Annotated in this window: 21 protein-coding genes; 4 read left to right on the forward strand and 17 right to left on the reverse strand. The window is 43.7% G+C overall.

The features are described from left to right. Position 1: 1 nt before the first annotated feature. From rpoD to HMPREF1152_RS08015, 6 genes are all read right to left on the reverse strand, one after another. The gene (rpoD, locus tag HMPREF1152_RS09645; protein ID WP_009644733.1) at positions 2–1,153 is read right to left on the reverse strand and encodes an RNA polymerase sigma factor RpoD; all 1,152 of its coding nucleotides are present in this window, start codon (positions 1,151–1,153) and stop codon (positions 2–4) included. Positions 1,154–1,156: 3 nt separating this feature from the next. Next, the gene (gene dnaG / locus HMPREF1152_RS09650; protein ID WP_009644630.1) at positions 1,157–2,917 is read right to left on the reverse strand and encodes a DNA primase; all 1,761 of its coding nucleotides are present in this window, start codon (positions 2,915–2,917) and stop codon (positions 1,157–1,159) included. Between the two features lie 42 nt (positions 2,918–2,959). Next, positions 2,960–3,979, reverse strand: a complete 1,020-nt coding sequence (locus tag HMPREF1152_RS08000) for a deoxyguanosinetriphosphate triphosphohydrolase (RefSeq protein WP_009644844.1) — start codon at positions 3,977–3,979, stop codon at positions 2,960–2,962. Beyond that, on the reverse strand, positions 3,980–4,414 hold the full coding sequence (dut, locus tag HMPREF1152_RS08005; RefSeq protein WP_009644789.1) for a dUTP diphosphatase: 435 nt from the start codon (positions 4,412–4,414) through the stop codon (positions 3,980–3,982). An 84-nt stretch (positions 4,415–4,498) separates the two neighbouring features. Continuing rightward, positions 4,499–5,728: a M16 family metallopeptidase gene (locus tag HMPREF1152_RS08010; protein WP_009644708.1), complete on the reverse strand. Its 1,230-nt coding sequence runs from the start codon at positions 5,726–5,728 to the stop codon at positions 4,499–4,501. Between the two features lie 8 nt (positions 5,729–5,736). Beyond that, positions 5,737–6,258 (reverse strand): hypothetical protein, encoded by a 522-nt coding sequence (locus HMPREF1152_RS08015; protein ID WP_009644791.1) that lies wholly within the window; start codon positions 6,256–6,258, stop codon positions 5,737–5,739. A 68-nt stretch (positions 6,259–6,326) separates the two neighbouring features. Here HMPREF1152_RS08015 and pepF point away from each other — a divergent pair, with 68 nt between their 5' ends. From pepF to HMPREF1152_RS08030, 3 genes are read left to right on the forward strand one after another with little or no spacing between them, the layout of a single operon-like run. Further along, positions 6,327–8,129 (forward strand): oligoendopeptidase F, encoded by a 1,803-nt coding sequence (gene pepF / locus HMPREF1152_RS08020; RefSeq protein ID WP_009644752.1) that lies wholly within the window; start codon positions 6,327–6,329, stop codon positions 8,127–8,129. A 14-nt stretch (positions 8,130–8,143) separates the two neighbouring features. Then, a complete protein-coding gene (locus HMPREF1152_RS08025) occupies positions 8,144–8,950 on the forward strand; it encodes an NAD(+)/NADH kinase (RefSeq protein WP_009644742.1) in 807 nt (268 codons plus the stop codon). A 36-nt stretch (positions 8,951–8,986) separates the two neighbouring features. Continuing rightward, positions 8,987–9,880, forward strand: a complete 894-nt coding sequence (locus tag HMPREF1152_RS08030) for an RluA family pseudouridine synthase (protein ID WP_009644595.1) — start codon at positions 8,987–8,989, stop codon at positions 9,878–9,880. 17 nt (positions 9,881–9,897) lie between these two features. Here the strand turns inward: HMPREF1152_RS08030 and rpe are convergent, their stop codons facing one another. The 11 genes from rpe to HMPREF1152_RS08085 form a co-directional block, all read right to left on the reverse strand. After that, the gene (gene rpe / locus HMPREF1152_RS08035) at positions 9,898–10,551 is read right to left on the reverse strand and encodes a ribulose-phosphate 3-epimerase (protein ID WP_009644685.1); all 654 of its coding nucleotides are present in this window, start codon (positions 10,549–10,551) and stop codon (positions 9,898–9,900) included. Next, positions 10,539–11,405, reverse strand: coding sequence for a ribosome small subunit-dependent GTPase A (gene rsgA, locus HMPREF1152_RS08040; protein WP_009644843.1), 867 nt, complete (start codon positions 11,403–11,405; stop codon positions 10,539–10,541). Before rsgA ends, rpe begins: the two co-directional genes overlap by 13 nt. Position 11,406: 1 nt before the next feature. After that, positions 11,407–13,140 carry a Stk1 family PASTA domain-containing Ser/Thr kinase gene (pknB, locus tag HMPREF1152_RS08045; protein ID WP_050992659.1) on the reverse strand — a complete coding sequence of 578 codons (1,734 nt, stop codon included), beginning with the start codon at positions 13,138–13,140 and terminating at the stop codon, positions 11,407–11,409. Further along, complete coding sequence (locus HMPREF1152_RS08050; RefSeq protein ID WP_009644782.1) at positions 13,133–13,876, reverse strand: Stp1/IreP family PP2C-type Ser/Thr phosphatase; 744 nt, start codon at positions 13,874–13,876, stop codon at positions 13,133–13,135. The genes pknB and HMPREF1152_RS08050 overlap by 8 nt, the downstream gene beginning before the upstream one ends. Before the next feature lie 42 nt (positions 13,877–13,918). Beyond that, on the reverse strand, positions 13,919–15,190 hold the full coding sequence (rsmB, locus tag HMPREF1152_RS08055; RefSeq protein WP_009644850.1) for a 16S rRNA (cytosine(967)-C(5))-methyltransferase RsmB: 1,272 nt from the start codon (positions 15,188–15,190) through the stop codon (positions 13,919–13,921). After that, positions 15,190–15,897: a zinc metallopeptidase gene (locus HMPREF1152_RS08060; protein ID WP_009644626.1), complete on the reverse strand. Its 708-nt coding sequence runs from the start codon at positions 15,895–15,897 to the stop codon at positions 15,190–15,192. Before HMPREF1152_RS08060 ends, rsmB begins: the two co-directional genes overlap by 1 nt. Positions 15,898–15,922: 25 nt before the next feature. Then, complete coding sequence (fmt, locus tag HMPREF1152_RS08065; RefSeq protein ID WP_009644719.1) at positions 15,923–16,861, reverse strand: methionyl-tRNA formyltransferase; 939 nt, start codon at positions 16,859–16,861, stop codon at positions 15,923–15,925. After that, on the reverse strand, positions 16,862–17,407 hold the full coding sequence (gene def, locus HMPREF1152_RS08070; protein WP_009644813.1) for a peptide deformylase: 546 nt from the start codon (positions 17,405–17,407) through the stop codon (positions 16,862–16,864). It lies immediately after the preceding gene. A gap of 23 nt (positions 17,408–17,430) precedes the next feature. Further along, on the reverse strand, positions 17,431–19,452 hold the full coding sequence (priA, locus tag HMPREF1152_RS08075) for a replication restart helicase PriA (protein WP_009644730.1): 2,022 nt from the start codon (positions 19,450–19,452) through the stop codon (positions 17,431–17,433). A gap of 49 nt (positions 19,453–19,501) precedes the next feature. Further along, positions 19,502–20,512, reverse strand: a complete 1,011-nt coding sequence (gene asnA / locus HMPREF1152_RS08080; protein ID WP_009644827.1) for an aspartate--ammonia ligase — start codon at positions 20,510–20,512, stop codon at positions 19,502–19,504. Positions 20,513–20,581: 69 nt separating this feature from the next. Then, on the reverse strand, positions 20,582–21,250 hold the full coding sequence (locus HMPREF1152_RS08085) for an epoxyqueuosine reductase QueH (protein WP_009644612.1): 669 nt from the start codon (positions 21,248–21,250) through the stop codon (positions 20,582–20,584). A gap of 119 nt (positions 21,251–21,369) precedes the next feature. Between HMPREF1152_RS08085 and HMPREF1152_RS08090 the strand changes: the two genes are divergently transcribed. Continuing rightward, positions 21,370–22,296, forward strand: a complete 927-nt coding sequence (locus HMPREF1152_RS08090; RefSeq protein WP_009644657.1) for a TIGR01212 family radical SAM protein — start codon at positions 21,370–21,372, stop codon at positions 22,294–22,296. Positions 22,297–22,350 lie beyond the last annotated feature (54 nt).

The raw sequence follows: 22,350 nt of genomic DNA on the forward strand, positions 1-22,350 counted from the left end.
TTTACTCCAAGTAATCTCTAAGCTTCTTGCTCCTGCTCGGGTGGCGAAGCTTTCTGAGAGCTTTAGCTTCAATCTGTCTAATACGCTCTCTGGTAACATTAAACTCTTTACCGACCTCCTCGAGTGTACGCGGTCTGCCGTCCTCGAGTCCGAATCTTAGCATCAGTACCTTTTTTTCTCTCTCTGACAGTGTGTCGAGTACCTCCATAAGCTGTTCCTTGAGCATCGAATAAGCTGCAGCCTCAACCGGTGCCGGCACATCATCATCCGGAATAAAGTCTCCGAGATGGCTATCCTCTTCTTCGCCGATTGGGGTTTCAAGCGAAACCGGGTCTTGCGAAATTTTCTTAATCTCTCTAACCTTTTCCACCGTAATACCCATTTCCTTAGCGATTTCCTCTGAAGTTGGTTCGCGCCCTAGTTCCTGCAGCAGCTGTCTGGAAATTCTAATCAGCTTGTTGATAGTCTCAACCATGTGCACAGGAATTCTGATCGTTCTGGCCTGGTCAGCAATCGAACGTGTAATGGCCTGTCTAATCCACCAAGTTGCATAAGTCGAAAACTTATAGCCTTTGGTGTAATCAAATTTGTCAACGGCTTTTATCAGTCCAAGGTTGCCTTCCTGAATCAAATCGAGGAAGCTCAGACCTCTATTGAGGTATCTCTTAGCAATGCTGACGACCAGACGGAGATTGGACTCGCAGAGCTTTTTCTTAGCATCTTCGTCTCCCTGTTCCATGCGGATTGCGAGCTCTCTCTCCTGTTCTCCGGTCAGCAGCGGTACCTTTCCGATCTCCTTGAGGTACATTCTGACGGCATCATCGGTAGGAAGAGATTTAGGAACTGTAGCATCAACATCGATCTCTCCGTTGTTTTTAAGCACAACCCCATCAGCTGAGTCATCCTCATCCTCGACATCATCAAGCTCATTGCCATTAGGCTCCCTAGTGTCGACAATACTGATGCCGTTCTTCTCAACCAGATCATAAACCTCATCAATCTGGTCTTTATTGAGCTTAATCTTTGATAGATGCTCTCCAATTTCAGCAAGTGTAATCTCATTACCCGTGTTCTCGGAGAGCTTCATGATCTCCTCGACAGCCTGTTCAACGCGCTCATTTGCAGTTGCTTCGCCTGTTTCCTTTTTTGGCATGTTCTACCTGACCTTTCTTCTTTTAGTTTCTATATCTTGTAGCTGCAGCGCAAGACGTGAGATCTCTTCTTCATTTCCCAGCTTCTCTGCGACTGCAATCGCGTTTTGAAGCTCTATTATCTTTTCCCCATATTGCATCTGCATATACTTGACGTAACATTCTCTATAGTACGAAGCTTCATCCGCACCTATTCTTATATTTGAGAGCAGGTTCCGAAGCTTCTTTTCATCCTCAGGATCCACTTCTTTATATACATCCTCTATCCGTATTTCCGAAGCAGCTTTTCCACTGATTAACTTCTCGGCAATCTCAAAAAACTGCTGGCCTATGCCGGTTCTGAACTCAATGCCGTCCTCAGCAAATTGCCCGAGAAAACGCGCATCCCTTGTCAGCAGATAGAGTAACGACAGTTCTATGCGCTCGTCATTACTGTATTTTAAACGAATGCGATCTTGTCTGTCAGAAAAGCGGTTATTGTTATATCCGTATCTTCTTGACCCTTCAGCTGAAGCAAGCTCCGTGTGAATTGCATGCTCAGAGATATCAAACTCTGTAGCCAATTTTTTGATATACAGATCCTGTTCGACGGCTCCGAGCTTTTTGAGAATAGGCACACAACTGCGCACGTACTCAATCAACTCGAGATTGTCGTCAAGGTTGAAATTCTTCTTAATCATCTCCAGTGAGAAATCAGTGGCCGGCAACGCCCCTGTTACCAGCTTTAAAAATTCCTCCTTGCCATATTTTTTGACGAATTCATCAGGATCCTTACCGCCTTTAATTTGGAGTATCCTGACGTTAGCGTGCACTGTGCGCATTACATCAATACCTCTGAGTGCCGCCTTGATACCGGCACTGTCGGAATCGTATGATAACACGACATTCTTGGTGTATCTGGTGATCAATTGGCATTGATTCTCCGTCAATGCGGTTCCAAGCGAAGCGACAACATTACGAACGCCACTCTGATAAAGAGAAATAGCGTCCATATATCCTTCGACCATCAGGACTTGATCGTCCTTTCCAATGTACTTTTTGGTGAAGTTTAGTCCGTATAGATTGTTCTTCTTGAGGAACACATCACTCTCCGAAGAATTGAGGTATTTAGGTATCTCATCACCAAGCGCCCTGCCTCCAAAGCCTATGATCTTACTCTGAGTGTTGAAGATAGGAAACATGACTCGTCCGCGAAATTTGTCATACAGACCTTTCTTGCCCTTATTGACAAGCCCCAGCTTGAGCATATCCTCGTCGGACACGCCTTTATCTCGCAAATAGTCATAAAGGTTATTCCATGAATTAGGCGAGTATCCCAGACCAAAATGGCGAATAGTGTCATCACTAAGTCCGCGCTTATGGATATACGTGTATCCAGGGTTAGCATGCTTCGTCAGATTATCAAAGAAAAATCTGGCAGCCATGGAGTTTATCTCGTAGTAGTGAGTCAAATCAACTTTCTTATGACCACCACGCTTAGGAAGCTCGATGTTGTACTCTTCTGCCAGCTTTTCGCATGCCTCCATAAATTCGAGGTTGTTATATCGCTGAACGAAGTGAATAACGTCACCTTTCTCTCCACAGCCAAAGCAGTTGAATATCTGTTTTTGCTCGTTGACCATAAAGGATGGTGTCTTCTCATTGTGAAAGGGACACAGTCCTTTGTAATTGCTACCAGCACGCTTGAGGGGGACTTCACGTCCGATGACATCTACAATATTGACTTTCGATTTAATCTCATCTACAAAATTGCTATTGAATGCCATAGTCTCTCCTTACTGCTCTAGGCTTGTGCGCAAAATAAATCATTATTTAAAATCTGTCCAGCCGCGAGGAACGAAAAGTTCTGAATATAGAGATATCGCATAGCGATCTGTCATACCCGCAACATAATCCTTAACTGCAATCCCGGTTCCATCCTCCGATGCAACCTCGCGATAAAGCTCGGGCATTTTGGCAGGATGCTGAACGAAATAATCATAGAGTGCAGTGATGACGACTTCGACTTTATTCATATCTTCCTCTTTCTTAACAAGTTCGCTGCAATATACATTATCAAACATATATTTTCGAAGATGTAAAAGCGCGTCGTTATAATCAGGGCTAAGCTTGATGACATCCTTCCCATCACTTGTTCTGGCGAGGTCCGTTATCAGATTATTGATGCGCATACTATGCGAATGACCGAGAATATCAAGATCCTCGGCAGGTAAATCTGCAGCACTGATAACATTGCTGCGAATCGCATCGTCAATATCGTGATTAATATAGGCGATTCTGTCGCTAATCTTGACGATCTGACCTTCCAGTGTGATAGGGATTACTGCACCGCGATGATTCAGAATCCCGTCCCGTACCTCCTTTGTAAGGTTAAGCCCTATTCTTTTGGCAGTACATTCAAGGCGCTCGACTGTTCGCAAGCTCTGCTCGTTGTGACGGAAGCCACCCTCGTGAATGCGGTTGAGCACATCCTCGCCGTTGTGACCGAATGGAGTGTGCCCTAAATCATGACCCAGAGCAATCGCCTCGGTCAAATCTTCGTTGTAATTGAGAATTCTGGCTATAGTCCTCGCAACCTGGGCAACTTCAAGGGTATGTGTTAATCTCGTCCGATAGTGGTCTCCTTCGGGTGCGAGAAATACCTGAGTCTTGTGCATAAGCCTCCGAAATGCCTTTGAATGAATAATTCTATCACGGTCACGTTGATAGTCCGTACGGAAGTCGCACTTTTCTTCGGGAACCTCTCTGCCGGCGGATGCCAGAGCTTTGGATGCTCTTGCATCGAGCAGTTCATATTCACGCTCTTCAAGCTCTTGTCTTAATAGCATCTATCCCTTTACCCCTGTGTGTCCAAAACCGCCTGCACCGCGTTCAGTATCATCCAGTTCTTCGACTAAAACCGGCTCAACTCTCTCATAAGCGGCAATTACAAGCTGAGCAACTCTGTCTCCGTTATGAACAGTAAATTCTTCACTTCCAAAGTTTATCATCGGTATCTTGAGCTCACCTCTGTAATCGGAATCGATCGTACCGATGCTGTTTACAAGCCCGATCCCATGCTTAATGGCAAGTCCCGACCTAGCCCTAACCTGACCTTCATAGCCTTCCGGAATCTGTATGAAAATACCGGTAGAAATTAAGCGTCTCTCCATAGGAGCCAGTGTAATGGATTCATCCAGATAAGCCCTGAGGTCCAGACCTGAAGCTCCGTCGGTAGCGTATCCCGGCAAAACACCGCTCCTTGAAATAACTTTCAGCTCCATAATTAATGATATCCTTTCTGTTTTATCGTTAGCGCTTCGACGATAAGTACGAAGTATACAGTAGCAAACTCATATATTTAACGGTTAATTTTTACCCGTAACATTAATTATGCTATATGAATCGTAATCAGCTATCATGTACTTGATAGCGTTAATATCGTCGAGTGTGATACGTTCAATTGTCTGAAGCACTTCAGAAGGTGAAATACACCGACCATATGTGAGCATATTTCGCCCATTAAATATCATCAGGCTCTGTACACTTTCCTGACTGAATATAAATCCGGACTTGAGCTGCTCCTTTGAGCTGTTGAACTCCATTAGGCTGATATCATCACCTTTGAGCCTGTCCAATTCTTCTCTGATAGCATCGAGAGCTTCCTGTGTTCTTTCCTTTGCAACTCCGGCCGAAATGATGAATACTCCAATATGCGCATAGAAGCCAGTCATGGCATAGACTGAATATGCCAGCCCTTTCTTGACACGGACATTTTGCATCAGACGCGAGGACATGCCTCCCCCCAGCAGATTGGATAAGAGCATCATCGGATATCTTCTGTCATCATCCGCCGGAAACAGCCTTACGCCCATAGCCAAATGCGACTGTTCAATCTCCTTGCGAATCTCCAGATAGCTGCCATCAGGAACCTTGGATATATTCTTGACTGTACTGTCTGCTCTGTGCTCCTTGAGGTTGTAAAACTTTTCGGCAAAGTACCCTATCACCTCCGCCTTGTCAAACGATCCCGCTATCGATACTACAATCTCGTCTCTTGTGTAGTGATTAAAATAGTACTCATTTAGCTTGTCATGATCAAACGAAGACACAGTTTCCTTGGTACCAAGCACCGGATGCGCCATTCTCATCCCCACATAAATACTGTCTTCAAGCATGTCAAACGCAACATCGTCAGGATCATCAGCATTCATGTTGATCTCTTCAACGATTACAAGCTTCTCCTTCTCAAGCTCGTCTGCCGGAAACGTCGGATGGCAGATCATGTCGGTAAGCACATCTGCTGTCGCACGAAAATGTTCATCAAGGCATTTTACATAAAAGCAGGTGGCTTCCTTGCCTGTAAAAGCGTTCGTCTGACCGCCCAGACTGTCGATTTCGTTGACGATATCGAAGTGACTGCGGTTTTCCGTACCTTTAAAAAGCATATGCTCGATAAAATGAGATATCCCCTGCTCATCGTCATTCTCATTCACCGAGCCGTTGTTGCACCATATACCGATGGATAACGATCTCACTGAATCCATCGAATTTAGTATTAGTCTAACGCCCGAATCGAGCGCAATAACTTCCAGCATATGTCCTCCTAATTGTATTCAGCCTCTATGATGTCAGATACCTTGACCGAGTATGAATCTCCGACATATTGATATGCATCGTCAAAATTGTAATTACATTCGTCTCCTGTGAATCTCGATGCGCTCAAGTTGTATCGCGCATCCCTCACATTGAGTTCAATTCCCGACTCCTCGTCATGCACGTGATCCTCGAGTACGTACCAGCGTCTAAAATCATATATCGCTTGAGCGAGCGAAGAATAATCTTCATCCGTCATATATTCGTTGAAATTTCCCATTATACTGAGCTTTGCGGTATCGATGGTCACATACAGTTCGGCAAGCTCATCCGGGATTACCTTGTTCCATTCGTCAAAGTATGATTCTAACATATCCGCGAGTTTTTCGAGCTCTATTTCCTTCAGCAAGGCTAAAATGAGATCACTGTCTATCATTTCATCTGCTTCCAACAGAGCTGACAGATTTTCGTAGTACTCGAACTCGTCGGGAGACTCAATATCCAATATTTCGTACAGCTTATCTCTGTCCATTAATTCACCTTTAAAATGATTTATGCTATAATGATACATCGTCAATTATAGCATAAGGAGTTAACTAAATGAATAAATACGAATCAAAAAACCGCTCCGAGATAGCGGCTTATGATAAATGGAATATTGAAGCTATGTATCCTGACGAATCAAAATGGGACGAGGATTTAACCTCCGCCCTAACCGAAAGTCAGGAATTCTCATCGCTTAGAGGAACGATTACATCATCCGCTTCGCATCTGCTGAACGCTCTCGACCTGTATGTCGATATTATGCGCAAGGCGGAAAATGCTTTTGTATACTCTCGCATGCGTCATGATGAGGACAATGCAAATTCAAAATACACTGAGATGAACAGCAAATCGTTATCAGTTGTAGCTCAGATATCAGCCAACCTGTCATTCTTCACGCCTGAACTCCTCGAAACCGACAAGGAGACTATTGACCGCTATGTCGCAGAGCTATCTGAACTCAAAGTTTATAAGTTTATGCTCGATTCCATCATGATCAGCAAACCGCACGTTCTCTCATCTGATGAAGAACGAATAATAGCGCAGCTGAGTGAGACGGCAAAAGCCCCGGACGAGATATATACGATGTTCAGCGATGCCGACTTAACATTTGGCACTGTTACAGATGATGACGGCAATGAGGTAGAGCTAACCCATGGCAATTACGTACAGCTCATGGAGTCGGAAGATCGCAACGTGAGAAAGCAAGCTTTTGAATTGCTTTATGGACGATATAAGGAATTTAACAATTCCATTTCGGTTATGTACAACTACAACGTCAAGCATGATGTGATTATGTCACGAATGCGCAAATATGAATCAACTCTCGACAGTGCGTTGTCTGGCGAATGCATCCCTATCTCCGTATACGAGAACCTTATTGATGCAGTGCACAGAAGCTTACCGGCTATGCATAGATATATGGAGCTCAGAAAGCGAGCCCTTGGGGTAGACGAGCTTAAAATGTACGATGTATACAGACCTCTGGTTAAACCCGAAGGCCTCAAGTGCAGCTTTGAAGAGGCTGTTGATATCGCATGCAAAGCACTCGCTCCTCTTGGTGAGGAATATGTCAGCGTGCTTCGCAAGGGCTTGACTGAAGAGCGCTGGGTGGATGTCTATGAGAATAAAGGCAAGACCTCGGGAGCATATAGTTTTGGCTCCTATGATAGCTACCCATACATTTTGATGAATTACAGCGGAGATCTCAGAGATGTGTTTACGCTTGTTCACGAAGGCGGGCACTCGATGCATTCGTATTACACGCGCAAGGAACAGCCATATATATATGGCAGTCATTCGATTTTTACTGCCGAGGTTGCGAGTACAGTGAATGAAACTTTGCTTATTCACTACTTGCTTCAGACCTCTGAATCTGACGATATGAAGAAGTATCTTGTCAACTTCTATATAGACGAATTTAAAGGGACTCTATTTAGGCAGACTATGTTTGCCGAATTTGAAAAGTTAGCCCATGAGCTTGTAGAAGCCGGCGGTTCGCTCACTGCAGAAACGCTGAATAAGGAGTATGACAAGCTCAACACTATGTACTACGGTTCTGCTATCGAGCACGATGACCTTATACAGTACGAGTGGTCGAGGATTCCACACTTCTACCGTGCGTACTACGTATATCAGTATGCAACAGGCTACTCTGCAGCAAACGCTATCGAAAACAGAATCCTCAACGGCGGAGAAGCAGAGCGCGATGATTATTTAAAATTCCTGACAACAGGAGATTCTAACCATCCTATAGAGCTGCTCAAGATTGCGGGCGTAGATATGAGCGCTGAGGAACCGGTTCTTTCTGCGTTATCAACATTCAATAACCTCGTTGCAGAGCTCGATGAGATGATCTAGATTGAGGGACTCAAATGAAACCGACAATGATATACATCTATAGTAATGATACGGGACTATCCAAGGCTACCAGAGCTGAGCTCGTTAAAGTTTTGGAAGCTCGTCAAATTGAAGTCGCTGATACGTACGACGAGTCAGTTGATTTGATTGCGTGCATTGGAGGAGACGGAACGTTCCTGAATTGCGCTCATGAGTGCAGATTGCCTGAAACTCCTATAATAGGAATAAATACAGGTCATCTCGGATTTTTTCAGGAGTTGATGCCCTCTCAGCTGGAGATGTTTGTGGAATATTTTGAACGCAGAGAATACACTATTGAAAAAATCAAGCCTATTAGAGCTTTGGTTACCGATAGAGACGGTGTGCACGAGCTTATCGGCATCAATGAAATACTTGTAATGGGGATGTACGCTAAACTTGCACACCTTGCCATCATCATGGATGATACTCCAATACAGGAGTTTATAGGTGATGGAATGCTGGTATCCACATCTGTTGGTTCTACGGCACACAACTATTCTCTTGGAGGCTCTCTGGTTGCACCACAGCTTGATGCTTTGCAGCTGACGCCTATGGCACCCTTGAACACCAGTGCATATAGGTGCTTTAGATCAAGCATACTCTACCCTGCTTCCAAAAAAGTACGAATGATTACTCGCAAAAGTACAGTCGGCGATAAGCTGCTGCTCGCTTATGACGGATTTACCAGAGAATTTAGCCGAGTTTCCAAAATTGACGTCACGCAGTCCGACAGCCAGATCCAACTGGTTAGGCTCCCGGGCTATGATTACTGGGAAAAGCTGAAGGGTAAATTACTATAAATAATGTAGAAAATACTATTAAAACAAGAGGAAATAATGGGAAAATACAATCACACCGTTACACAAGACGAGGTTGGACTCTCAATCAACCAGATTATCAAGGCCAACTTCAAATTCTCATCCAGATTTAAAACCAAGATGAAATATCAGCAGCTGGTTGATCTAAACGATATACAAACACCCGGATTCAAAAAACCTGAAGAAGGAGATGTGATTTCAATCAGACTGCCGCAAGAGACCAGTGATTTCCCGGTTGAGGATATTCCTGTCATTGTTCTGTATGAGGACGATGATCTGATGTTTATCAATAAACAGCCCGGTATTATAGTCCATCCTACCAAGGGGCATCCGCATCATACAATTGCAAACGGCATAATGAAATATATGCAGGATCACGATCAGAGTTATAAAATCAGGTTTGCGAACAGGATTGATATGGATACATCAGGTATTGTTATCGTAGCCAAGAACGCCAATGCTCAGAACGATATCTCACATCAGATGAGATCCAATACAGTACATAAGCAGTATATAGCTATAGTAAATGGGATTATCGATGAAGATGAATTTACTGTTCATGCTCCTATCGGCAGACCCAGAGAGGAGTCAATAAAGAGAACAGTTCTCGAAGAAGGCGGAAAAGACGCCATAACAGATGTACGTGTGTTAGAGAGATTTACAAATAACACATTAGTTGAGGTCACTCTCCATACGGGGCGGACGCACCAAATACGGGTTCATTTAAAGCATGTCGGCCATCCTATCACCGGAGACCGTCTATACGGCGGCGACGCACCGGGCCTGATGGAACGTCAGGCTTTACATGCGGCACAGATGACAGTTCGGCATCCTATGACAAAGGAGAAATTAACTGTAGAGGCGTCACTTCCTGAAGATATGAAAAATTGCCTGGCCATTCTAAGAAGCTAGAAGGCCGGGCATTGGCTTTATGCATCAATCTTTCTCAGGTTCATAATTGCCTGAGCTCTATCCTTTTGTTTAAATACTGCTGAACCGGCAACAAGAATGTCTGCACCATTGGCTATTAGTTTGGACGAATTTCTGTCACATACTCCTCCGTCAACTTCTATGGTGAAGTCATAAGTTTTTGAAGATCTGATATCCTTGAGCTTGGCAACCTTTGCCACAGTTTCAGGAATAAAGGTCTGACCTCCAAATCCGGGATTTACAGCCATAACCAGAACCAAGTCAACATGTGGGAGAACTGCTTCCAATGCAGAAACCGGAGTTCCGGGATTAATAGATACGCCGGCCTTCAGCCCTTGCTCCTTGATATGTGAAATCGTCCTGCATATATGGTAACATGCTTCGTAATGCACTGTGATGAACTCAGTGTTATCAGTTACAAAATCCTCTAAATACCGATCCGGATTTTCGATCATCAGATGAACATCATACGGTACAGTTGCGTATCCGTTGAGACTCTTCATAACAGCACTTCCAAAGCTTATATTTGGTACAAACGCACCATCCATCACGTCAACATGAATATAGTCACATCCGCTCCTGCAGATATCCTCAACCTCTGCGCCAAGCTTCGCAAAATCTGCGGCCAATATCGAAGGTGCTATTTTTGCCATCTCTTTACCTCTTCTAAAATCGCAAGATAAGATTCGTATCTGCTCTTAGCTATTTTACCCTCTGTAACCGCCTCCTTGACGGCACATTCAGGTTCTTGCACGTGAATACAATCTAGATATTTGCAGTACCCCTTGTATTCTCTAATCTCCGGAAAATACTCCCTGACGCTATACTTGTCAATCCTGGGCATATCAAGCGAAGTGAAGCCCGGCGTATCATAGAAATGAGTTTCAGCGTCCATGTTGAATATTTCCACGTGCCTCGTAGTATGACGACCTCTGGATGTCTTGTCGCTGATTGCTCCTGTCTCAATATCATTTCTACCAGTCAGATAATTCATAACGGTTGATTTACCGACTCCTGAAGGACCTGCAAGCGCAACGTTATTACCTTTGATAATTTTGTACAGCTCCTGTATTCCCTCTCCTGTCTTTCCGTTTACTGTAACGACCCGAAAAGCCCTATCATATGTCGAGACAAGCTTATTCAATTCATCATTAGAAACGAGATCCGGCTTGGTGATACAGATTATAACGTCGATTTTATTGTACAGAATAGCTGCCGTGAACTTATCGATTATAAAGGTATTAGGATTGGGCGACGCAGCTGCGAAAACTACCACCAGCTTGTCCAGATTAGAAACAGGTGGGCGCGAAAGAAAATTTTTCCTTTCGCGCACCTTGTTGATAATACAATCACCATCTTCATTTCTAAGCTCAAACTCGACAATATCTCCGACGTAAATGATGTTCTTTCCTCTCTTGAGATTTTTTCGCGCATTTCCTATTATCACGCTTTGACCATCATCTACATAGTAAAAACCGCCAATTCCCTTAACAACTCTTCCCAGCATACTATAACTTTGTACCGCTGCTTCCGCCGGAGCTGCCGGAGGATCCTCCGCCTGATGAAGGAGCTCCCTTGCTGACCTCGATATCTATAGTTTGCCCTTTTTCAAGCGAAGTGTTAGCGGCATACTGCTGCCACATAACATAGCCGTTTCCATAAACATTGCTTTCATCATACGTGATATTTCCAACGCTAAATCCGGCATTCCTTATAGCGGCTTTTGCCTCTTCCAGCGACTTACCGGTAACAGAAGGAACAGTTCCCTTGTCTTTACCTTTTCCGTCGCTTATTGTTATGTTAATCTTCGTTCCCTTATCAGCATTGCTGCCGGCGGCGGGATCCTGACTCAAGATAGTTCCCTCAGGCTTAGTCGATGTCTCTGACTTAACTATACCAAGCTTATATCCTGCTTTCTTGAGATCCTTTTCGACCTTCTTATAATTCTGGCCTACTAGATTAGGAACAGTTCCATCCTTTGAGCCCTTGCTTAAATTGACCTTGATCGTCGAGCCTTTCTTGGCTTCTTCGCCTCCTGCGGGATTCTGTTCAACTACATGACCCTCAGAAATCTCTGACGAATAAACAGCTTTCCCCTTTTCAATTTTGAAGCCGGCATCATCAGCTGCCTTTTTTGCTTCCTTGTATGTCATATCGGAAAGATCCGGCACCTTCGCTTTTCCTGAGAATTTTCCCGTTGCAAAAGCAACACCGAGAGCAATTAACAAAATCGCAGCTAAGGCAAGTGCAATTCTTATAATTTTCTTCTTGCGACTGCTATTGCCCTGCTTCTTATTCTTCTTGGCCTTTTTGCCTTTGCGATTTGACAGCAGCTCCTCATCCTCGGATGGGTCCTCCAAATCTGAACGTTTGCGTGCAACCTCGTTAGAGGCCTCGGCAAATATTGAATTCCCGACAACCTTTGTAACAAATTCTATATTGTCGAGCTCTTCGATAAGCTCATCAGCGCTATTGAATCTATTGGTCTGGAACTTGTTCGTAGCTTTGAGTACTGCTCGTTCAAGCGCAGGTGGAATTCCGTCTACATATTCATGTGGAGGTACAATCTCTTCGTTGATATGCTTAAGCGCAATGGACACAGGATTATCTCCATCAAACGGAACTCTCCCGGTTAGCATCTCATACATAACAATACCAAGCGAATAGATATCGGAACGCTCATCTACGTAGTTACCTCTTGCCTGTTCAGGCGAGAAGTAGTGGACTGATCCGATAACCTTACTGTTAGTTGAAAGAGTTGCATCGTTAACAGCCTTGGCAATACCAAAATCTGCCAGCTTGGCAACACCATCGGAAGTGACCATGATATTATGAGGCTTGACATCTCTATGAATAATCTTATTCTTATGCGCGATTCTAAGAGCTGATGCAACCTGTTTAGTCAGGTCGATTACTCTGCGGTAGTCGAGCGGTGCTTCTTCAGCGATAATAGTGCTTAGATTTTTCCCCTCAACCAGCTCCATTACAATATAGTTGATATTTCCTTCCTTGCCGACATCATACACACTTACGATGTTGGGATGAGAAAGTCCGGCGGCGGCCTGCGACTCGCGTTTGAAATTCTCAACGAACGAAGCATCCTTTGTGAACTCCGGCCTCAATATCTTGATTGCGATAAAGCGATTCAGCAGTCTGTCCTTGCCTTTGTATACGACTGCCATACCACCATCACCGATTTTCTCTAGGAGTTCATAACGGCCAGATAGAAGTCTACTACTCATCTGATTCCTCCAACATATCGATGCAAATTACTGAAATATTATCGTTTCCACCATTTAGATTAGCGCGTTCAACCAGGCGTTCAGCGCAGTCCTGCATATCATCGCTCTCTTCAAAAATCTCAAGGATTTCCTTATCAGAGACTTCCTCATACAGCCCGTCACTGCAGAGCAATACTCTATCGTCCGGCTCCATGTATATGTTGAAGCAGTCAGGGTTGTTATATGCGTTGGCACCAATTGCTCTAGTGATCACGTTTTTCTTATAGTGATTATCGGCTTCCCTGCGCGTAATTGCTCCCATCTTGACGAGATCATTTACATAGGTATGATCATCTGTGATCTGATGAACCTCATCCTTGTGCAGGAAGTAAACGCGGCTATCGCCAACATTGCCGACATACAGGATCTTGTGATCTACATAGGCAAATACAAGCGTTGTCGCCATCCCTGCATACTCCGGCCTAGTGCTTGAAAGCTGCAAAATGCTCTCGTTAACAAAATTAACGGCGTTCTCGAAATAGACAAAGATAGCCTCGCTGCCTTCGACCAGCTCGATAGGGTTGTTATACACGTAGTCCGCCATGAAATCCAGCACTGCAGTACTTGCAATCTCCCCGGACTTATTACCGCCTACTCCGTCTGCTAACATAAAAAAATTGCTGTCTCTAAGTACCTTTACAGCATCCTCATTTTTGGGCCGCTTCATGCCCATATCTGTTAAATATCCTACTCTCATTAAAGTCTTACCACCTGAGTAAATTATATATTATAAACGATACTATTTCCGAATCTTACAATAGTAAAATCCTACTTGCTTATTATACGGTAAAATTGAATTGTATTCAATAACCCGTGCCTTTTCAAAGGAATCACACAGCTTTGCGACAATCTGTTCATTTTCCTTCTTATTGATTGTACAAGTCGAATACATAAGTGTGCCTCCCGGCTTAAGGTATCTATAAGCGTTTTCCAAGATCTGATACTGCAGCTTGTATAATTCAGGAAGCTCATCCAAATCTACCCTCAGTTTTAGTTCCGGCTTACCGGCGATTACTCCGAGTCCTGAACATGGTACGTCGGCTAGCACTTTGTCGAAGTATTCGTCAAAATCGCTTCTGTACACAGCAGCATCCGCCACCTCGGCATCAATACAGCCTAGCCCTAGACGAGCAGTTGTATCATTGATCAGCCGTATTCTATGCTCATGAATATCCGTTGCAATAATTACCCCTTCATCATTCATCATTTCGGCCATTGCAGCCGCCTTTCCGCCTGGAGCAGCACACAGATCCAGCACCTTATCCCCCGGCGCAGGATTGAATGATTCGATGCTGCGAAGAGATGAAGTGCTTTGTATTGAAAACATCCCTCTCATATATTCCGGCGTATTTACAACTTGGCCGTCTTCAACGATGATTCCATTTTGAGTAAGCTCATTTACAAATGCGACTATCCCTCTATCATGCAAGCGCTTCAGTAAATCGACTCTACCGCAAGCGTTAGAATTCCGGCGAATATTCAGTTCAGGTATATCATAGAGTCCTTTTATAATTTTTTCGATATCAGAGCTGCCATACTGCTTGCTGAGAAATCTGACCAGGTGATACGGAAACGAATACCCGTACGATATCTCTTTAAGCTTATCATCAGTACTTGAAATTACTAAATTTCCGCCGTCCCTGACAAATGCTCGGAGCACTGCGTTGATAAATCCCTTCTCCCCCGGCGTCATTCTCCCGGCTAGAGACACTGCTTCATTTACCGCTGCGTACGGAGGTACGGAATTCATCCGGGCGATCGCAAAGAATCCCATACGTAGAATGATTAAGGGCCTTTTTTTAATACTTTTTATTCCGTTATCAGCAAACCTGTTTATATTGGCATCTATCAGGATAGTATCGCGAATTACTCCTTTGGTCATAACGCGAACGAAGCCCTGCGAGGATACATCACTATCCCTGAGAGCTTCGTTAATTGCCAAATTTGAATATGCATCTTCTGCGTATACTTTGTACAATGCTGTATACGCAGCCTTCCAATTCGTACTCATTAGTCTCTGCTTCCTCTGATCAGCAGTACCCTTATGAGCGCAGCAGCTGCAGTTGCCAGGGCTGCAACATATGTCATAGCAGCAGCATGGAGAACTTTCTTGCTGCCCCTATAGTCTGCGCTATCGACAAGATTGAGTTCCTTCATCTGCTTGAGCGCTCGGCTGCTCGCATTAAACTCAACCGGCAGCGTAATCAGATGAAAGATCACCACAATTACAAAGCATAGCACCCCAATATTAAACAGCAAGGAACCATAGTTGCTTGTAGCAGATAAAAGCAGACCCAATAAAATCAGCGGCCACGAGGTGTTCTGTGCCAAATTCATGACCGGTACTAAAGCATTCCTCATCTTGACAGGGGCATATCCGACTGAATGCTGCACTGCATGTCCAACTTCGTGGCATGCAATACATATTGAAGCAACGGAAGCTTGATTGTAGATCTCGGCACTGAGATTTACAGTATTGCTGCGCGGATCGTAGAAATTCTCAAGCGCACTGCCTTCTAATATGTTTATTTGTACATGCTGCAATCCGTTTGCATCTAGCATACATCTAGCGGCTTCAGCTCCGGATATTCCTTTGCTGTTTTCAATTTTAATATAAGTTGAAAAAGCATTATTAATTCGTGCCTGAACAATCATCGTGTATATCATTGCCGGAATTAGCACGATCAACGATGAATAATATCCATTAAACATATACATATTCAAACTACCTCCAATTTACAGTCTATAAGCGCATCCCCAGGCGCATACCTACATCCAGACTGAAACCCCGTATGAAATCAGCAACCGGCATTCTCTTCTTTCCTTGTAGCTGAACTTCGTATATTTTCAGCGCGCCATCAGCACATCTGACAACAAACGAATCTCTGTCTACTTCTATAACCGTACCATAAGGAGCCTCGTCATCTACATCCTTTGTTGGAACGGCCTCGAATATTTTTAATATCTTATCGCCTACAGTTGTATAGGTTCCTGGCCAAGCCTTGAACGCACGGATCTTGTTATCTATTGATACTGCCGAAGCATTAAAATCAGTATAACCATCTTCTTTGCTAATCATGTGAGCGTATGATGACAGAGAATCGTCTTGTTTTGTGTAGGTTTCTTGACCCCGCTCTATCTGCTTGACAGCTTCTGCTGCAAGGTTGGCACCAAGCTCCGCCAACTCTTCAGACAATTCGACGATATCCTTGCGATCAATCTCAGTTTTGGCAGAACTGATCATATCTCCGGTATCGAGACTTGCTTCCATCTTCATAATTGTCACACCCGTTTCAGTCTTGCCATCAAGAATAGCATATTGCATAGGCGCTGCACCTCTATATTCCGGTAACAACGAGCCGTGTACATTGATACATCCATGTATCGGAATATCCAGCACCGATTGAGGAAGGATTTGACCAAATGCTGCTACGACAATCAGCTCAGGATTAATCTGTTTGAGCAGGTCTACAAACTCGGGATCATTCTTGATGCTAAATGGCTGTGCAACATCTATGCCGTGCACCAGCGCACACGCCTTAACCGGAGAGTATATTACCTTGCCTCTATTACCTTTGCGATCCGGTTGAGTTACAACCAGATCAATCTCGTGTCCTTCAGCAATCAGCTTTTGCAATGTCGGCACGGCAAATTGAGGAGTTCCCATGTAAACAATGTGCATCTACTTGTCTTCCTTTTCTTCCTTTTCTTTATTTTTATTCTCGCTCTCTTCAGCGATCTCAGCCATCATCTCGTTGTACTGCTCCGTTGTGTACACTTCCTCTGCGATATCCGGATATACAACACCATTTAGATGATCGTTTTCATGCATAATGCAAGTTGCCGCAAAACCGCTGAATTCATACTCATTAGTAGCTCCATCGAGATTCATAGCTCTCAGCTTAACTCTCTCAGGTCTCTTTAGCATTCCTATATAACCGGGCACACTGAGACATCCTTCTGCAGAATCCTGCTCACCATCCTTCTCCAAAATTTCAGGGTTAATCATCACGTAGACCTTCTCAAAATCCTCGAGCTCCGGTCTGCAGACGAAAATCCTTTTCATAACTCCGACCTGTGGAGCTGCAAGGCCTACGCCGTCAGCATCAACCATTGTTTCGATCATGTCCTCGCAGAGAATCTTTATTCTGTCAGTAATATTTTTCACGGGCTTGCACTGCTTAGTGAGGATTTCATCACCCCTGATTACAATCTTTCTAAGTGCCATGGTACTTCCTTTCTATCTACGCCCTATATTATACCATAAGGATTGATATCCATTTCAATATGACAAGTACTCTTATGTTTTATCATCATATCTCGGTACATCATGTACGCATTTACAAAGCCTTTCCTGCTGCCCTTAGGTGCCTTTATAAAAAAATACACTCTATTGCGTTCTGCTCCACCCCTTTGTAGGTCAAACTTCGGCTCATAGATTGTTGTGGAGGTCGGTAAATTCTTCATCGATAACAGGTATTTCCTAAAATCAGCTGCGTGTTCGAGCGTTGAGCTAACACCATTTTTAAGCTCTTTCTTATCTACAAAAGTAATAGATATAATATCAGAAAAAGGCGGATAATTCATGCGCTCTCTGTGAAGCAACTCAGATTCATAGAATCCGTCGTAATCACCGGTCGCTGCTTTCTTTATCGTATCATCATCCGGCTGATAAGTTTGAAGTACAACTTTACTGTCGCCACTAGCTCTGCCGGCTCGACCTGAAACTTGAGTGATGAGCTGAAATGTGCGTTCCGGAGACCTGTAGTCGGGGATATTTAATGATGAGTCGGCAAGTACTATTCCAACTAAGCCTACATTTCTAAAATCAAGACCCTTTGCCAGAATTTGTGTTCCCACAAGCACGTTTGTCTTTTTATTTCTAAACCTCTTGAGCAGAGCTTCGATCTCGCGCTTATTTTTTGCTGTATCAAGATCAAAGCGTTCAACCTTAGCTGCAGGAATCAGTTCGGCAATCGTTTCTTCCAGCCTTTCAGTACCGGTTCCGACATACGCCATATGTTCGTTTCCGCAGTCAGGGCATTTAACAGACACCTTAAATTTGCGGCCGCAATAATGACAGATAGCTGCATTTTCTTTTTTATGATACGTGAGCGTTATATCGCAGTCGGGACAAGTCATTGTGTAACCGCAATCCGGACACATGATCTGTGTAGAAAAGCCTCTACGGTTTAGAAACAAAATTACCTGCTCATTACTTGCAAGCGTTTCATCCATCGATGATAAAAGCGCTCTGCTTATCACTCCGGAATTACCTGCTCTCAGCTCTTCTCGCATATCGACGACTTGAACCTCCGGCATGATACTGGAGCCGATTCTATTCTTCATCTCGATTAACTGATAAATGCCCGACTTTGCTCTATTATACGAAACTATGCTTGGTGTTGCGCTTCCTAGAACCAGAGTTGCACCGTGCTGGCCGGCTCTCTTGAAAGCGACATCAACAGTCTCAAATTTGGGATTGTGGTCAGATTTGTATGTAGCTTCATGCTCTTCATCTATGACAATTACCCCGATATCTGATGCCGGTGCAAAAATCGCAGTCCTGGCTCCGATGACTACTTTTGCCTTCCCGGTTCTGATTCGAATCCATTCTGCAAGGCGTTCGCTTGTCTTGAGCCTGCTGTGCATGATGGCGATATTATCTTTTCCGAATCTTTTTGCAAACCTCTCCGCAATCTGCGACGCCAGTGCGATTTCCGGAACAAGAACTATGGCCGTTTTTCCCTTTTCCAGAGAACGTTGAACTGCACGCATATATACCTCTGTCTTGCCCGAATTCGTAACGCCATGAATAAGGAAAGTCTTGCCGGCTGCGTTATCAATAGAGTTGCAGATCTGTGTCAAAGCAGCCTGCTGCTCCTGAGACAGTTTAAGCGGCGACTCTCGATATTCAGTATCCCCGTTATCTGCATCCTGCGATGTATCCGGAATCCGCTTTCCGCCAACAACAAACATTTTGATTGCATCGATATACTTGACTCCGTATCTCGATCTCATCCATATTGCAGTATCAATGATTTCAGATGTTAAAGAACGATCTCTGTCGACACCGGAAACAGCTTTTATTTTATTCTCGTCAAGCTTGGGGAGCGTGTCAATTTTGACAACATAACCTTCGGAGCTCTTTGTGCGATTTGCAAAAGGAACATAAACCTTGTCGCCTACCGCGATATCATCTTGAGCCTTATAAGTAAAAAAAGAATCCGTATATTCACTTTTATTATCAATAACGACATCGATATATCTCATGAACACGAATCCTTTCTCTGATATTTTATTAGCTATCTATCGGAACATCTTACAGCAAAAAAACATTGTCATTCGCACAGGCCTCAATCATGTCCTCCGGCCATACAGAAGCCTGAACTTCTCCGATATGTGCTTTCTGAAGGAAAAACATACAAATTCTGCTCTGTCCGATTCCTCCGCCAATAGATAGCGGTACGTCGCCACTCAACACACTCTGGTGAAAGGACTGCTTAAGTCTGTCTTCCTTGCCGTCTATTTTACACTGGTACACCATAGCCTCTTTATCAACACGTATACCCATGGATGATAACTCCAGAGCGTCATCGAGCACATCGTTCCAAACGATGATATCACCGTTAAGCTCCCAATCATCATAGTCGGGCGCCCTACCATCATGCTTCTGTCCGGACGCGAGTACTCCGCCAATCTTCTTAATAAATACTGCACCATATTCTTTCGCAGCAAATCTCTCACGTTCCTTGGGCGTGTTGTCGGGGTATCTGTCCTCGAGCTCCTGTGTGGTGATGAAAGTTATTTCATTTGGAAGCTCTGTCTGAATATCTCTATATAGACGATTTACGTAGTCACCGAGATTTTTCATCGCATTGTAGATAGTTGTGACTGTCTCCTCCAGGTACTCTTCGGTGCGCTGATCAGCTCTGATAACCTTTTCCCAGTCCCATTGATCCACATAGATGGAATGTATGTTATCGAGCTCCTCATCTCTACGGATGGCATTCATATCCGTGTAAATGCCGTGTCCGGGAGCAACTTCATACTTTGCAAGTGCCATCCTCTTCCACTTTGCAAGTGACTGCACAACCTCGACTTCCTTTTCATCAATGTCCTTCACTGTAAAGTTTACTCTGCGTTCATAGCCGTTCAGATTATCATTAAGTCCGGTTTCCGGGAACACAAAGAGAGGCGCCGAAACACGCCGAAGCTGCAGACCGTAAGCCAGCTCCTGCTGAAAATAGTCTTTAATCTTCTTGATTGCCCTCTGCGTCTCAACATGATCTATGATTGGTTTATAACCCTTCGGAAGTAATAATTTGCCCATTTTATCTCAGTACCTTTCCATAAAAAATCTAAATTTATATTCATATTCGGCGTTACGGATATATCCCGGCTATTCGTGATTCTTCATCATAGCTCGAGCATATTCACAACCACAGAATTTCTGTCTATATAAACCGTATTTCTTGGATAATTCCACGCTTCTGCCAAAACCGTTCTTTTTCTTAAAGTCCATATCCAAGAACTTGACGTTTTTGGCGTCACCGATGGATTGTCCAATTTTCAGAATTGACGCATAATCCTTATGCGGACTAACGGCCATCGCTGTCGCGAAATAGTCCATTCCGAGCTCATTAGCCTTACGTCCCGTTTCTGCAAGCCTAAGCTCAAAGCACACATCACAACGCTTGCCACCTTCAGGCTCGTCGCACAGCGACTTTGTAACCTTTATGAAATCTTCAACCTTGTAATCTCCCTCGATATAATTTACATGAGTCATATCACGATACTCATTGTTAAAAGCATCAAGAAACTTAATCAGGTTGTCCTTACGCAAAAGATATTCTTCCTGATCCATTATATTTGGATTATAATAAAAAACGGTTACATTGTAATCAAAGGCCAGGCGTTCAACGCACGTCGTAGAACACGGTCCGCAACATGCATGCAACAGAATGCTCGGTTTTCTGTCAGCCAGCTTCACATTGAGGTAAGCGGTTGACCTATTGGGTTGAAGCTCATTAGTGCAAAATCTCACGTAGGTATCGCATTTTTCTTTCATCGGATTTACCTCTTTTTGCAAATTATCTATTAATTATACAGAAATCTCTTGTTGTTTTCTAGTAAAAATGACATATTGTAATAAATACAACTTATTTATAAACCAGTTTGGAGCTTCAATTGAAATTGATTAAAGAAAATAGAATTTACTCAATAGGCACATATCTCAAGGAACATTTCGGGAAGAAGATGGTAAAGCTTTCCATCGAAGCCGGTTTTACCTGCCCCAATCGCGACGGCTCTGTCGGATATGGAGGGTGCAAGTTCTGCTCTTCAGGAGGCTCTGGCGAACTAGCATCAAATATACGAGATCAGATAGAATTGCTCAAGAATAAGTGGCCTAATGTGGGATATCTGGCCTATTTCCAAAGTCACACCAATACTTATGCGCCGGTAGATATTTTGAGAGAGAAGTTTTACGCGGCACTATCGCATCCCGAAATCGAAGGAATTGCAATAGCAACAAGACCGGACTGTCTCTATGATGATGTACTGGAGTTGCTTTCAGAGATTAACAAAGAACACTTTATGTGGGTTGAACTGGGACTTCAGTCAATTCATAATGCTACACTGGATTCGATGAATATTGGATACCAGCTATCCGATTATGATAGAGCCGTCTGCGAATTAAGAAAAAGAGGAATCAAGACAGTTGTACATCTCATCCTCGGCCTTCCTGGCGAAACACAAGATGATATGTTGAGTTCTCTTGACTATGTTTGCAGCAGTTCGATATTTGGCATAAAACTACATCTGATGAATATCGTTCGATCTTCCCCGCTATATCAGGAAATGCCTGACTACGTATCTTTTAATAGCATTGAAGAATATGTGGATTTAGTTATTCGTATGATAGAACGCATTCCTCCTCATGTAACAATTCATCGCTTAACTGGCGATGTTCCGAGAATGCTGCTGGTTAGTCCGGAGTGGAGCTATAAAAAAAGGACAATCCTCAATTCAATTAACAACGGATTGCGCGCCAGAGACACATATCAAGGCGCAAAGTTCGCAGAAAAAACAAATAATCAGAATCAAACCGGATAACAACATCAGTGTTGCTACCCGGTTTCGGCTTGTTATTAAATTTAAGAAGAGCGT

It is taken from the genome of Mogibacterium sp. CM50 (assembly GCF_000293155.1).
GTDB classification, from domain to species: Bacteria; Bacillota; Clostridia; order Peptostreptococcales; family Anaerovoracaceae; genus Mogibacterium; species Mogibacterium timidum.

Coding starts and splice junctions, on each gene's coding strand:
- HMPREF1152_RS08085 (WP_009644612.1), bottom strand. CDS start 21,250: ATGAAAGAAAAATGCGATACCTACGTGAGATTTTGCACTAATGAGCTT.
- priA (WP_009644730.1), bottom strand. CDS start 19,452: ATGAGATATATCGATGTCGTTATTGATAATAAAAGTGAATATACGGAT.
- HMPREF1152_RS08015 (WP_009644791.1), bottom strand. CDS start 6,258: ATGGACAGAGATAAGCTGTACGAAATATTGGATATTGAGTCTCCCGAC.
- HMPREF1152_RS08060 (WP_009644626.1), bottom strand. CDS start 15,897: ATGTATATGTTTAATGGATATTATTCATCGTTGATCGTGCTAATTCCG.
- HMPREF1152_RS08000 (WP_009644844.1), bottom strand. CDS start 3,979: ATGCTATTAAGACAAGAGCTTGAAGAGCGTGAATATGAACTGCTCGAT.
- HMPREF1152_RS08010 (WP_009644708.1), bottom strand. CDS start 5,728: ATGCTGGAAGTTATTGCGCTCGATTCGGGCGTTAGACTAATACTAAAT.
- rpe (WP_009644685.1), bottom strand. CDS start 10,551: ATGGCAAAAATAGCACCTTCGATATTGGCCGCAGATTTTGCGAAGCTT.
- asnA (WP_009644827.1), bottom strand. CDS start 20,512: ATGGGCAAATTATTACTTCCGAAGGGTTATAAACCAATCATAGATCAT.
- rsmB (WP_009644850.1), bottom strand. CDS start 15,190: ATGAGTACGAATTGGAAGGCTGCGTATACAGCATTGTACAAAGTATAC.
- fmt (WP_009644719.1), bottom strand. CDS start 16,861: ATGCACATTGTTTACATGGGAACTCCTCAATTTGCCGTGCCGACATTG.
- rpoD (WP_009644733.1), bottom strand. CDS start 1,153: ATGCCAAAAAAGGAAACAGGCGAAGCAACTGCAAATGAGCGCGTTGAA.
- rsgA (WP_009644843.1), bottom strand. CDS start 11,405: ATGCTGGGAAGAGTTGTTAAGGGAATTGGCGGTTTTTACTATGTAGAT.
- pepF (WP_009644752.1), top strand. CDS start 6,327: ATGAATAAATACGAATCAAAAAACCGCTCCGAGATAGCGGCTTATGAT.
- HMPREF1152_RS08050 (WP_009644782.1), bottom strand. CDS start 13,876: ATGAGAGTAGGATATTTAACAGATATGGGCATGAAGCGGCCCAAAAAT.
- HMPREF1152_RS08025 (WP_009644742.1), top strand. CDS start 8,144: ATGAAACCGACAATGATATACATCTATAGTAATGATACGGGACTATCC.
- dnaG (WP_009644630.1), bottom strand. CDS start 2,917: ATGGCATTCAATAGCAATTTTGTAGATGAGATTAAATCGAAAGTCAAT.
- HMPREF1152_RS08030 (WP_009644595.1), top strand. CDS start 8,987: ATGGGAAAATACAATCACACCGTTACACAAGACGAGGTTGGACTCTCA.
- dut (WP_009644789.1), bottom strand. CDS start 4,414: ATGGAGCTGAAAGTTATTTCAAGGAGCGGTGTTTTGCCGGGATACGCT.
- pknB (WP_050992659.1), bottom strand. CDS start 13,140: ATGAGTAGTAGACTTCTATCTGGCCGTTATGAACTCCTAGAGAAAATC.
- def (WP_009644813.1), bottom strand. CDS start 17,407: ATGGCACTTAGAAAGATTGTAATCAGGGGTGATGAAATCCTCACTAAG.